This window comes from Endothiovibrio diazotrophicus, assembly GCF_054657215.1.
Genome location: NZ_BAAHXB010000153.1, coordinates 1 through 11,811, shown reverse-complemented (window position 1 = coordinate 11,811; position 11,811 = coordinate 1). Strand labels below are relative to the sequence as shown.

The following is an 11,811-nucleotide window of genomic DNA, read 5'->3' as shown; positions in this document are numbered from 1 at the left end:
AAGTTATTCTTTCGCGGGCCTTTACTCCACCACCGCCACCGACTTGATCTGCACCCACACCCGCTTGCCGGGGGCGAGCGCCAGATGCTCGGCGGAGCGGGCGGTGAGCCGCGCCACCAGCGGGGTCGGCCCCACCTCGACGCGCACCAGGCGCACCGCCGGATGGGCGCTCTCGGCAGTCTCGGTGACCACCCCCTCGATGACGTTGAGGATGCTGCTGTCGTGGTGCGGCGCCAGCGCCAGGCTGACATCGCGGGCGAGCACCCGCAAGCGGATCGCGCCGCCCACCGGGATACCGGCGTCGCGCACCCACAGGGCGCCACCGGGGAACCCGGCGCGGGCCAGGTGCCACGCCTCGTCGCGCTCGGCGACGGTGGCGGTGAGGACCACACCGGCGTCCTCGTCGTCGCGGATCGGCAGGTCGAGGCGCGCCAGGGTCTCGCCGAGGGGGCCGCTGGCCACCGCCCTGCCCCCCTCCATCACCACCAGGTGGTCGGCCAGCCGCGCCACCTCCTCCGGCGAGTGGGTGACGTAGAGCACCGGGATCTCCAGGGTGTCGTGGAGCTGCTCCAGATAGGGGAGGATCTCGCCCTTGCTCTTCAGATCAAGCGCGGAAAGGGGCTCGTCCATCAGCAGCACCCGCGGGCTGGTGAGCAGCGCGCGGGCGATCGCCACCCGCTGGCGCTCGCCGCCGGAGAGGCGGGCCGGCGCGCGGTCGAGCAGGTGACCGATGCCGAGCCACTCCACCGCCTGCGCCAGCTCGACCCGGCGCAAACCGGGTGGGATCCGCCGGTAGCCGTACTCCAGATTTCCGCGCACCGAGCGGTGGGAAAAGAGGCTCGCCTCCTGGAAGACGTAGCCGATCGGCCGGCGATGCACCGGCAGGAAGCGCCTGCCCCCCTGCCACACCTCGCCGTTGACCGTGAGCAGCCCTTCCGGCGCACGTTCGAGTCCCGCGATACAACGCAGGGTGGTGGTCTTGCCCGATCCGGAGTGGCCGAACAGCGCGGTGACGCCGCGGCCGGGGAGCTTCAGGTCCACATCCAGGGTGAAATCGCCGAGACGGGCGTGAAAGGCCGCTTCGATGCTCATTGCACGCTCCCCTTGCTGAAGCGGCCGTTGACCAGATAGAGGGTCATCAGCACGACGAAGGCGAAGCCGAGCATGCCGCCGGAGAGGAGATGGGCCTGGCCGTATTCGAGGGTCTCGACGTGGTCGTAGATCGCCACCGAGAGCACCTTGGTCTCGCCGGGGATGTTGCCGCCGATCATCAGCACCACACCGAACTCGCCGACGGTGTGGGCGAAGCCGAGCACCGCGGCGGTGAGGAAGCCGGGCCGGGCGAGCGGCACCGCGACGCTGGCGAAACGGTCCCACGGCGAGGCGCGCAGGGTGGCGGCCACCTCCAGCGGGCGGTTGCCGAGCGCTTCGAAGGCGTTGTGCAGCGGCTGCACGACGAAGGGCAGCGAGTAGAGGGTGGAGGCGAAGACCAGGCCGGCGAAGGTGAAGGGGAGCCCGCCGATGCCTAGCGCCTTGGTGAGTTGGCCGCCGGGACCGTCGGGCCCGAGAAAGATCAGCAGGTAGAAGCCGAGCACCGTCGGCGGCAGCACCAGCGGCAGCGCCACCACCGCCGAGACCGGCTGCTTCAGCCAGTGGCGGGTGCGCGCCAGCCACCAGGCGATGGGGGTGCCGACCACCATCAGGAAGAGGGTGGTCAGTCCCGCCAGCTTGAGGGTCAGGACGACCGGTTGCCAATCGAAATCCATCATGTCGTTTCCGTTGGGGAGAACGCGCAAGGTACGCGAAGTTGAGCGCTACCGCCAAGGCACCCGTAGGTCGGGGCTACCGCCCCGACGGAACGGAGCCAGCGGGGCATGAACGCCACCCTCCCCCGCTGAGCGGACCGTACCGTTCGGACCGCCACGCGACGAAGTCAAACGCCGCTGCCCCCGTTCCCGTCGCCGCGGTAGCGACGACCTACTCGACGCCGTAGCCGTAGCCGGTGATCACCTTGCGCGCCTCGGGTCCCTTGAGGAATTCGAGGAACGCGGTAGCCGCGGGATTGGCCTCGCCCTTCTTCAGCAGCACCGCCTGCTGGGCGATGGGCGGGTAGTAGCCGTCCGGAATCTCCCAGCGGCTGCCGGCGTCGCCCTTCCACGCGGTCACCTGGGAAAGGGCGACGAAGCCGGCGGCGACGTTGTTGGTGGCGGCGAACTGGAAGGTCTGGGCGATGGAATCCCCCTTCACCACCTGCCCCTTGAGGGTATCCCACACCCCGAGGTGCTCCATCACCTGCCGGGCGGCCAGCCCGTAGGGCGCGGTCTTCGGGTTGGCGATGGCCAGCCGGCCGCCGTCGCCTGATTTGAGGAACGCCTCGCCGTCGCTGAACCGACCGGCCTCGGGGGTCCACAACACCAGCTTGCCGCGGGCATAGGTGAAGCGGCTGCCGACCACCGCCAGCCCCTCCCCTTCGGCCTTCTTCGGCCGCTTGCTGTCGGCGGCGAGGAACACCTCGAAGGGGGCGCCGTGCTCGATCTGGGCGTAGAGCTTGCCGGTGGAGCCGAAGCTCACCTTGGCGGTGTGGCCGGTAGCCTTCTCGAACAGCGGCACGATGTCGCGGGTGGCATCGGTAAAGTTGGCGGCCACCGCCACCGAGACCTCGGCGGCGTGGACGGTGGCGGTGGCAAGACCCATCCCGAGGGTCAGGGCGATGCGCTTCAGGTGCTTTCTCATGGTCGTATCCTCTGTGTGTTGGATCGGTGTGATCAAGGGTGCCCGGTATATTCGGGCGGTTATAACGAAAGTCAGCAAGCGGGATCGATGGGCAGCGCCAGGATCACGCTGGAGGCCTTGAACAGCGCGCAGGCCGGCGCACCGACGGCGAGCCCGAGGCGATGGATGCTCTCCCGGGTGATCAGCGCCACCACCTCCAGACCACCGGGGGTGATCACGGCCAGCTGACCGTTCACCGGGCCGTTCTCGATGCCGCCGACGGTGCCGCAGTAGACGTTGCGGGCGCTCACCCGCGGCGGCGTCTCGCCGGCGGAAAGGAGCACCGAGGTGGCCTTGACCAAGGCGACCACCTCGCTCCCGGGACGCAGCCCGAGGGCCTCGGCGCTGGCCTGGGTGATGGTGGCGATCAGCCGGTCACGGCCGTTGAGATCCACCTCGATCTCGGCGCTTACCGGCCCCATGCGCACCGTGTTCACGGTGCCCGGGTAGCGGTTGCGGCTGCTCACCAGCAGATGATCCATCCGCATCTCCATCGACAGGCTGTCCATTTGGAACTCCTCCCGGCTGTTGGGGCTGAAACGGAGCGGCATCGATATATTCAGCGAAATATAACGGCTTGCGACCGCTGTCGACTCCTCTTGGAGCAACAAGCGTTCCGATCAGACAAACAATTTATAATCAATCAGTTAAAGAAATTACCGGGAGGGCATTCGTGTTGCAAAGCCGACACAATGCGTTATACACGACAGAATATAACGAGACGAACAAGCCGATAGGACGAGAACCAATTGACGCGCTGAAGCGACTCGCGAAAGGCGATCAAGCGCCCCCCTCCCCTCTCCTCTGGTTACGACGCTCTGCGTCGTAACCAGACACCCTGGACGCTCTGCGTCCTTATGACTAGCCGGGAACTCAAAGGGTACCTTCGCGCGGCACGACGCAGAGCGTCGAAGACAGACGTTTCCACGCGGAGCGTGGAAACGAGAGAGGGTTCCACGCGTACCTACGCGGAAGGACGTCTCGTTGTGGAACCGACGGCTACCGACGCAACAGGACGGACCGTGTCCGCCGCAACGCCTTCCCGGCCCCTGGCAGGGGCTATCGGAGACGTTGCGGCGGGCACGGCCCGCCCTGGATCGAAAGGCCGTTTCCGCGAGGTGCCGACTACGCCTCGGCCGACTCCTCCTCTTCCAGCTCGAAGCGCACCCGCCCCTCGGCGTCCACGCCCATCGCCTTGGCCAGCCACGGCGGCGGGTTGCCGGCGACCATGGCGCGGGTCTGCTCGGCCAGTTCCGGGGCGGGCACCGGCTCGGGGCGCTTCACCGGATGGACGTCGGCGCGAATCACCTTGGCCGCCGCCGGGCCGCCGATGGAGACCACATAGAGCAATTGGCAGTCCTCGATCAGCGAGGCGCGGTAGGCGTTCTTGTCGTCGCGCGCCTCGGGACCGAGGGCGGAGCGGATCGCCACCAGACGCACCTCGCTCGGCGAGATCTGATAGATCAGGAAACGGGCACAGGTACCGAAGTGGCCGTCCATCAGCTCTCCGCTATTGGAGGCCATGGCGACGCGGATCGAGTCGGGCATGTCGCCCTCGGCGTAGGGCTGTACCTCGGGCAGTTCGGGATCCCGGGAATCGGCATCGGTCTCGCCGCGAAGGATCGCCGCGGCCTGCTTGAGGGCCGCCTCCGGCATCTCGACGAAATCACCGTCGGCGCCGGTGCGCAGGCTCTTCACGGTCACCTTCCACAACTTTTCGGCGCTGAGCGGCAGACCGAGGGAGTCCACCAGCACCTTCATCAGACGGGCAGGCTCGGTATCGGGAAGAACCCGCGCGGCCAGTCCGATGCGCAGGGCCAGTTCACGGGAAAGAGAGTCGTTGGACATGACGGTCACCTCAGGGACGGGATTCTTCCGGGGAATCGAGCGGGTCGCTCAGCCGGGGCGGTGACGTCGAAGGAGAGAGTGAGAGAAGAGCTTCCAGCGTTCCCTTCTTCACTTGAAGGCGGTGCCACCCCCGCGGCGGGCACGGCCCGCCCTATAAAATTCATGCTGATTTTTTGGCCGGCGGGGAGTTGGGCAGGCCGCAGGCCGGGCCCAACTCCCCGCCGGCCAAAAAATCAGGCGTAGACGATGCAGTCGTCGACGTCGCAGACATCCATGCACTTGGGCGAGTCGTAATCGGGCTCACACTCGGTGCAGGTGCTCTCCTTGACGACGAAAACGCCACGCTTCGGCGAGATGGAGGCGGTGGGGCACTCCGGCTCGCAGTCGCCGCAGCTGGTGCAGAGGTCTTCGACGATTTTCACGGCCATGGTTGAAATCTCCTGAATACTGAACGGGTTCGCCTTAGAGGCGCTTGGCACGCAGGGTGATCGGGAGCTTGGGCTTCTCGTCCATCGGCTCCAGGTAGAACTTGGAGCCGTCTCCCAGGACCACCTCACCGCCCCACTTGTCTTCGCTATCGAACTCCAGGGATTCGACTTTCTCCTCCAGATCCTTCTTGGGAACGTAGAGGGTCATCTCCCCGTCCTGCTCGCGAATCATTACGCTGGGCATCGCTTTCTCCAGATTGGCCACGGAGCCACGGAGGGCACGGAGTGGTTGATTGAATCGACTCCGCGTTCTCCGCGTCTCCGTGGCAATCGACTACCTGACCAGGTCGTGGTTGTAGTCGGTGGTGCCCATGCCGCGGGTCTCTTCGTCGAGACGCTCCAGCACTGCGTTGACCAGGGTGGTGAGGATGTACATCGCGCCCTCGTAACCCAAGGTGGTCATCCGGTGCAGGTGGTGACGGTCGAAGATCGGGAAGCCGATGCGGATCAGCGGAACCTCGAACTCCTTGCCCTTGTGCAGGGTGTCGCGCTGGATGAACTTGCCGTAGCTGTTGCCGATCATGAAGTCCGGCTTGTTGGTGAACATCAGCGAACGGAAGTGCCACAGGTCCTTGCTGATGTGGACCTGGGTGTCCTTGCCATACGGGGACTCATCGAGCATCTTCTTCATCGCCTTCATCCAACGCTTGTTGGCGTGGCTGACCAGCACGTCGGTCGGCTCGGCACCCATCTCGAGCAGGAACTTGGTCATGCCCATGGCGTAGTCGGCGTCACCGTAGAGGGCGAAGCGCTTGCCGTGCAGCCAAGTGTGGGAGTCGGTCATCATGTCGACCAGACGACCACGCTCCTTGGCCAGGGAGGCGGGGATCGGCTTGCCGGTAACCTCGGAGACCTTCATCAGGAACTCGTCGGTCCACTCCAAACCCATCGGGATGTTGAGCTTCGGCACCTCCTGCTTCCAGGTGCTCTCGACAAATTTCTTGGTCTTGTCGGACTGCCAGGGCTGCAGGTTGAAGGTGGTGATGGCGTTGGGGGCATCCTTGATATCGGCGATGGTGGTGCCGCCCTCGTACATCCGATAGGTGCCGTCGGCCGGGGTGTCGAGCACCTCGGAGGGGTCGGAGAGCATGGTGCAGTCGACGCCCATCTCCGCCATCATGCGGTTGATCACCCGATAGTTGCCGAGATAGGTCTCGAAGCCGGGGTTGATGTTGATCTTGCCGTTGGAGCCGACCTCCTTACCCTCCATGTAGTTGAGGGTGAAGTAGCGCAGGATGCCCTCCTGCATGTTGTCGTAGCCGGTGGTGTGGCTGCCGACGAAGGAGGGGGTGTGGGCGAACGGGACCGGGAAGTCCTGCTCGATGTGCCCCTCCTTCTTGGTGTTGCCGATGAAGGCGTTGAGGTCGTCACCGATGACCTCGGCCATGCAGGTGGTGGAGACCGCGATCATCTCGGGCTTGTACAGCGCCTTGGCGTTCTCCAGGCCGTCGAACATGTTCTTCTGGCCGCCGAACACCGCCGCGTCCTCGGTCATGGAGTCGGAGACGCAGGCGACCGGCTCCTTGAAGTGGCGGTTGAAGTAGGTGCGGAAGTAGGCAACGCAACCCTGAGAGCCGTGCACGTAGGGCAGGGTCTTCTCGTAGCCCAGGGCGCAGAGCACGGCGCCCAGCGGCTGGCAGGCCTTGGCGGGGTTGACGGTGAGCGCCTGGCGCTCGAAGTTGAGCTTCTGGTACTCCTCGGAGGTGGTCCACTGGAAGACCTCCTCGATCTTGTCCTGGGGCACCTTCTCTTCGAATTCGGCCTGCTTGCGACCGAGGGTCTCCTTGTACTCCTCCTCGCGGAAGAGGGGGTAGCAAGGCATCACTTTTTCAGCACTCTGAGGCATGACTCTTCTCCTCGCCGCGCCACCAATCCGTGACAGCGACGTAGATGTGAAAGATGGGATCGGTCGGTTGCGGGGGCCCGGCGGCACGTTTCAGTGCGGCCGCCGGGCCGTCCCCGCGGGAGACGCTTAGGCGGCGGCGGACGCCGACTCCTCGTCACCCTTGGCCAGCCAGGGGGCGGTCATCTTGCCCCAGGTGGGGCTGTTCAGGGTCATGTCCATATCGCGGGCGAAGATGGCGAAGCCGTCGTAGCCGTGGTACGGACCGGAGTAGTCCCAGCTGTGCATCTGGCGGAAGGGGATACCCATCTTCTGGAAGATGTACTTCTCCTTGATGCCGGAACCGATCAGATCGGGCTTGACCTTCTTGACGAACTCCTCGAACTCGTAGCCGGTGACGTCGTCATAGAGCAGGGTCGCGTTGCCCATCTCCTTCATGGTGCGGTCGTAGTCGTCGTTGTGGGCGAACTCGTAACCGGTACCCACCACCTCCATGCCGAGGTCCTCGTAGGCGCCGATGACGTGACGGGGACGCAGGCCGCCGACGTAGAGCATCACCCGCTTGCCTTCGAGGCGCGCCTTGTACTTGGCGATGATGCCATCCATCAGCGGGGTGTACTTGGCGATCACCTTCTCGGCGCCTTCCTTGATCTTGTCGTCGAAGCGCTCGGCGATGGCACGCAGGCTCTCGGCGATCTTGGTCGGACCGAAGAAGTTGTACTCCATCCACGGAATCCCGTACTTCTCTTCCATGTGGCGGGAGATGTAGTTCATCGAACGGTAGCAGTGGAGCAGGTTCAGCTTGGCCTTGGGGGTGTTCTCCATCTCGGCCACGGTGCCGTCGCCGGACCACTGGGCGATCACGCGCAGGCCCATCTCCTCGAGCAGGGTACGGGAGGCCCAGGCATCACCACCGATGTTGTAGTCACCGAGGATGGCCACGTCGTAGTCGGTGCCCTCGAAGGCCTGGCCGTCGCGGCGGGGCAGGGTCCAGTCGCGGATGGCGTCGTTGGCGATGTGGTGGCCGAGCGACTGGGAGACGCCGCGGAAGCCCTCGCAACGCACCGGAACGACCGGCTTGTTGAGCTCCTTGGCCTTGGCCTTGGAGACCGCCTCGATATCGTCACCGATCAGACCGATCGGGCACTCGGACTGCACCGAGATGCCCTTGACCAGCGGGAACAGGGCCTCGGCCTCGTCGATCAGCTTGGCGAGCTTCTTGTCGCCGCCGAAGACGATGTCCTTCTCCTGGAAGTCGGAGGTGAAGTTCATGGTGCCGAAGGTGTTCACCCCGGTGGTGCCGACGTAGTAGTTGCGACGGCCGGCGCGCGAGTACTGGCCGCAGCCGACGGGACCGTGGGAGATGTGGATCATGTCCTTGATCGGACCCCACACCACACCCTTGGAGCCGGCGTAAGCGCAGCCGCGGATGGTCATCACGCCGGGCAGCGACTTGCGGTTGGAGGTGATGCACTTCTTCGACTTGTCGACGCTCTGGTCGTTGGCGGCGAGGTGCTTGGCGCGATCCTTCTTCGCCTTCTCGGGATAGACCTCCAGCACCTCCTGGATGAGGGCTTCGGTCTCTTCGCGGGTCATGTTCGACATTGGCTTGGTCTCCTGTAACGCCGCCCAATCCGGCGGACGCTCTGGGAAGATTGATCGGTCACGGAGTCCCGGGGGTCTCGGAACACGCGCCTTGCGCGTGCCCCGAGTGGCTCTCCATCGCCGTGACCATGTCTCGCTCAGTGAAGCGAAGGGGTAGACCTCGGGGCCGGCAGGCCCCTCGGCCGATCCCGATTAGGCAGAGGCCGTGGCGGCCGCGAGCTCTTCGGCGGTCTGACCGATGATCGACTCGTCCTCTTCCTCGAGGATACCGAAGCTCATCATCACGTCTTCGAGGGCATCCATGGTCAGCGGGGTGGGGATGACGAACATGGTGTTGTCGATCACCTTCTGGGCCAGGGCGCGGTACTCGTCGGCCTGCTTCGCCTTCGGGTTATACTCGATGACGGTCATGCGGCGGATCTCGGCGCGCTGCACCTCGTTGTCACGCGGCACGAAGTGGATCATCTGGGTGCCGAGCTGACGGGCCAGCTCCATGATCAGCTCATCTTCACGGGCGGTGTTGCGGGAGTTGCAGATCAGGCCGGCGAGACGCACGCCGCCGGAGCTGGCGTACTTCACGATACCCTTGGCGATGTTGTTGGCGGCGTACATCGCCATCATCTCGCCGGAGACCACGATGTAGATCTCCTGGGCCTTGTTCTCGCGGATCGGCATGGCGAAGCCGCCGCAGACCACGTCGCCGAGCACGTCGTAGAAGACAAAGTCGAGGTCTTCCTCGTAGGCGCCCTCTTCCTCCAGGAAGTTGATGGCGGTGATAACGCCGCGGCCGGCGCAGCCGACGCCCGGCTCAGGACCACCGGATTCGACGCACTTGACGTCGCCGTAACCGACGGAGAGCACATCCTCCAGCTCCAGGTCCTCGACGGAGCCCGCCTCGGCGGCCAGGTGCATGACGGTGGTCTGCGCCTTGGAGTGCAGGATCAGACGGGTGGAGTCGGCCTTCGGGTCGCAACCGACGATCATCACCTTCTTGCCGGCCTCGGCCAGGGCGGCCACGAGGTTCTGGGTGGTGGTGGACTTGCCGATGCCACCCTTACCGTAAATCGCGCATTGACGCAGAGCCATGGTTAATCTCCTATTGCTTTGTCACTGCCCACCGGAGCGGGCGACCTGGGAACGAAAAATTCGCGATTACCCTCTTGCGAGCGACGTGCCACCCTCGAAACATCTAGTTAAGTTACTGTTTTTCAAGCAAACATCCTGCCGACCGTGAAGCAAACCCTACGCACAAATGCAACAAAGCCCGTTCCCGCCTGTGGCAATGGCGACAACCCCACCGACAAAGGGGCCTACAACGGGGCGCGACACCCCGACAAAGCGCAAGACACACCCGCCACCACCCTCCCCCGCCACGCCCGGCTGCCGATCAACCGCTGCAACCTGCCGGCGGCGATCCTCGGCGGGCTCACCTTCCAGCGCCATCCCACGTCGTTGGCGATCGACGGCGTCGACGAGTTCCACCGCGACCTGCTGAGGGAACTGGACCGCTTCGGCGAGAAGGCACGGCGTGAGGAGATCTTCACCCATTACATGGAGGGGCAGTTCAGCCTGGAGAGCCCCGAGGAGGCGGGCTGGGCGGAGGGGATGCGGCGCAACGCCGACTACCGGCGGGTGATGCGCGGCTGGTCGTTCGACGCCGACAACCGCGAGGCGGCGGTGCTCAAGGCGTGGGTGGAGTCGCGCTTCGGGCTGCGCACCCGGCATCACCGGGTACCGCTGGAAGGCGACGAGGCGGCCCATCACCGCTTCCTGGTGGAAGCCGCCTCCGGGCTCTACAACACCAACGCCCTGGAGCACCAGCTCGACCTGCTCTACCGCTACTGCCAGTATGAACTGACTCGTGAGGACGCAGCGTCGGAGCGTCTCACCCTCTATCGCGGAATCAACCACCTCGACGATCACGGTCTATTGGAGAAGGGAGAGAACGGGCGCAGGGTGATCCTGCTCAACAACGTCAACTCCTTCACCCGCAACCGGGATCGGGCGTCGGAGTTCGGCGATCACATTCTCACCGCCAAAGTACCTACGACGAAAGTGGTCTGCTACAGCGGACTGTTGCAGGGGTTGTTGCGAGGGGAGGAGGAGTATGTGGTGTTGGGGGGGGCGTATGAGGTAACAGTTGGGTATTTCTAAACCACGAGACATAATATTTCATATAAATCCCCCCGCCCGCCGAAAAAACAACACGGCACGATCAAATCAACAAACCACTTTCTCCAACACAATCTCTCCCCCGACAAACTCCCTTGTATGCGAACCAAACCCCACAAAACACCCGGTCAAGGCAACCCCTTCTGGACTCAATTCCAAGACTCCCGCACCAAACTGAATAACCTCTTTCCTCTTGTTATCATACTGCAACCTTAGATACCTATCGTACAAAAATCCACCAAACATAGAAACCTCCAATCTAATATGCTTCCCATCTCGATCAAATTCGTAGACAAGCTCTCCATGAACCTCTCGTCCAATCACTCTAATATTTGAATAACATGTCGCTTCAATCTCTCCTCCATCTTTGGCATTCTGCACTCCCCTACCTTTCCAGCATCCCTCAAGCGCAGCACGACGACTCTCAGGTATCTTTCGCAGCCCTTTGTCTCTAAAGACTTTTGCAGAATACACTCCTAAAACAGGCGACACCAAAGTTGCCACTATCGCCACAACCGAAAGACCGGCACTGAGACTATCCATACAATTCTCCATTTACTCAAATAGACAAAAATATCAAAGGCGGCTTCTCCTCCGGGATGGGTCCCAAAGCAGTTTCAGCAATCAACACTCTTTTCGAAAAAGGTAGCACGTTATCTTGCATCAAAACAATGCAAACAATTTGCGCAAACACCAACACACCAAACGCAACAACAATGCGCCAATAAATACCCTCAAAATTACATATTTTCATTTATACCCACCCCATCAATAGCCCGTAGGATGGGCAAAGCGCAGCGTGCCCATCAATCAGCGCCAAGGCAAAACCCACCCCTATTCGTGCGCCATCGCATATACCTCATCGGCAATCTTCTCTCCCCACGTCGCATCGTACCAACCCCTTTCCACCAAGCGGTGAAACGAGCTATACGGCCAATCCCGTACACATCGAACCAGACCGTGTTTGACGGGGTTCCAATGGATGTAATCCATGTGATTCCGCCAATCACGCTCGTCGCGGATTCGATGCTCCCAATAACGACGCTGCCAGATCCCCTTTTCCCGCTTGGCTACCTGGGAGGC

Annotated in this window: 13 protein-coding genes; 1 reads left to right on the top strand and 12 read right to left on the bottom strand. The window is 63.3% G+C overall.

The genetic code is table 11. The annotated features are described in order from the left end of the window. Positions 1-21: 21 nt before the first annotated feature. The 10 genes from modC to nifH form a co-directional block, all read right to left on the bottom strand. A complete protein-coding gene (gene modC, locus ACYQ2W_RS23770; protein ID WP_459873043.1) occupies positions 22-1,092 on the bottom strand; it encodes a molybdenum ABC transporter ATP-binding protein in 1,071 nt (356 codons plus the stop codon). Next, positions 1,089-1,766, bottom strand: coding sequence for a molybdate ABC transporter permease subunit (gene modB, locus ACYQ2W_RS23765; protein WP_459873045.1), 678 nt, complete (start codon positions 1,764-1,766; stop codon positions 1,089-1,091). The genes modC and modB overlap by 4 nt, the downstream gene beginning before the upstream one ends. Positions 1,767-1,977: 211 nt before the next feature. Next, positions 1,978-2,733 carry a molybdate ABC transporter substrate-binding protein gene (modA, locus tag ACYQ2W_RS23760; RefSeq protein ID WP_459873041.1) on the bottom strand — a complete coding sequence of 252 codons (756 nt, stop codon included), beginning with the start codon at positions 2,731-2,733 and terminating at the stop codon, positions 1,978-1,980. A gap of 71 nt (positions 2,734-2,804) precedes the next feature. Then, on the bottom strand, positions 2,805-3,281 hold the full coding sequence (locus ACYQ2W_RS23755; protein ID WP_459873039.1) for a TOBE domain-containing protein: 477 nt from the start codon (positions 3,279-3,281) through the stop codon (positions 2,805-2,807). A gap of 616 nt (positions 3,282-3,897) precedes the next feature. Continuing rightward, positions 3,898-4,620 (bottom strand): dinitrogenase iron-molybdenum cofactor N-terminal domain-containing protein, encoded by a 723-nt coding sequence (locus ACYQ2W_RS23750; protein WP_459873037.1) that lies wholly within the window; start codon positions 4,618-4,620, stop codon positions 3,898-3,900. Positions 4,621-4,853: 233 nt separating this feature from the next. Continuing rightward, positions 4,854-5,048, bottom strand: coding sequence for a 4Fe-4S binding protein (locus ACYQ2W_RS23745; RefSeq protein WP_459873035.1), 195 nt, complete (start codon positions 5,046-5,048; stop codon positions 4,854-4,856). Positions 5,049-5,082: 34 nt separating this feature from the next. Next, entirely contained in the window at positions 5,083-5,292 is a 210-nt protein-coding gene (nifT, locus tag ACYQ2W_RS23740; RefSeq protein ID WP_459873033.1) for a putative nitrogen fixation protein NifT, read from the bottom strand. 90 nt (positions 5,293-5,382) lie between these two features. Beyond that, positions 5,383-6,954, bottom strand: a complete 1,572-nt coding sequence (gene nifK, locus ACYQ2W_RS23735; RefSeq protein WP_459873031.1) for a nitrogenase molybdenum-iron protein subunit beta — start codon at positions 6,952-6,954, stop codon at positions 5,383-5,385. Positions 6,955-7,080: 126 nt separating this feature from the next. Continuing rightward, positions 7,081-8,556, bottom strand: coding sequence for a nitrogenase molybdenum-iron protein alpha chain (gene nifD / locus ACYQ2W_RS23730; RefSeq protein ID WP_459873029.1), 1,476 nt, complete (start codon positions 8,554-8,556; stop codon positions 7,081-7,083). A gap of 192 nt (positions 8,557-8,748) precedes the next feature. Then, a complete protein-coding gene (gene nifH / locus ACYQ2W_RS23725) occupies positions 8,749-9,642 on the bottom strand; it encodes a nitrogenase iron protein (RefSeq protein WP_459873027.1) in 894 nt (297 codons plus the stop codon). Positions 9,643-9,786: 144 nt separating this feature from the next. On the opposite strand from nifH, the gene ACYQ2W_RS23720 reads away from it, so the two are divergent. Then, positions 9,787-10,710, top strand: coding sequence for an NAD(+)--dinitrogen-reductase ADP-D-ribosyltransferase (locus tag ACYQ2W_RS23720; protein ID WP_459873025.1), 924 nt, complete (start codon positions 9,787-9,789; stop codon positions 10,708-10,710). 66 nt (positions 10,711-10,776) lie between these two features. Here ACYQ2W_RS23720 and ACYQ2W_RS23715 read toward each other — a convergent pair whose 3' ends face one another. Next, entirely contained in the window at positions 10,777-11,271 is a 495-nt protein-coding gene (locus tag ACYQ2W_RS23715; RefSeq protein ID WP_459873023.1) for a hypothetical protein, read from the bottom strand. 291 nt (positions 11,272-11,562) lie between these two features. Beyond that, positions 11,563-11,811, bottom strand: a 249-nt coding sequence (locus tag ACYQ2W_RS23710) for an REP-associated tyrosine transposase (RefSeq protein WP_459873021.1), incomplete at its 5' end; no start/stop codon positions are given.

Bases quoted from the DNA above. Each gene is read 5' to 3' on its own strand.
- nifK (WP_459873031.1), bottom strand. From the start codon at position 6,954: ATGCCTCAGAGTGCTGAAAAAGTGATGCCTTGCTACCCCCTCTTCCGC.
- nifH (WP_459873027.1), bottom strand. From the start codon at position 9,642: ATGGCTCTGCGTCAATGCGCGATTTACGGTAAGGGTGGCATCGGCAAG.
- modB (WP_459873045.1), bottom strand. From the start codon at position 1,766: ATGGATTTCGATTGGCAACCGGTCGTCCTGACCCTCAAGCTGGCGGGA.
- nifT (WP_459873033.1), bottom strand. From the start codon at position 5,292: ATGCCCAGCGTAATGATTCGCGAGCAGGACGGGGAGATGACCCTCTAC.
- ACYQ2W_RS23715 (WP_459873023.1), bottom strand. From the start codon at position 11,271: ATGGATAGTCTCAGTGCCGGTCTTTCGGTTGTGGCGATAGTGGCAACT.
- nifD (WP_459873029.1), bottom strand. From the start codon at position 8,556: ATGTCGAACATGACCCGCGAAGAGACCGAAGCCCTCATCCAGGAGGTG.
- ACYQ2W_RS23745 (WP_459873035.1), bottom strand. From the start codon at position 5,048: ATGGCCGTGAAAATCGTCGAAGACCTCTGCACCAGCTGCGGCGACTGC.
- ACYQ2W_RS23755 (WP_459873039.1), bottom strand. From the start codon at position 3,281: ATGGACAGCCTGTCGATGGAGATGCGGATGGATCATCTGCTGGTGAGC.
- modC (WP_459873043.1), bottom strand. From the start codon at position 1,092: ATGAGCATCGAAGCGGCCTTTCACGCCCGTCTCGGCGATTTCACCCTG.
- ACYQ2W_RS23750 (WP_459873037.1), bottom strand. From the start codon at position 4,620: ATGTCCAACGACTCTCTTTCCCGTGAACTGGCCCTGCGCATCGGACTG.
- modA (WP_459873041.1), bottom strand. From the start codon at position 2,733: ATGAGAAAGCACCTGAAGCGCATCGCCCTGACCCTCGGGATGGGTCTT.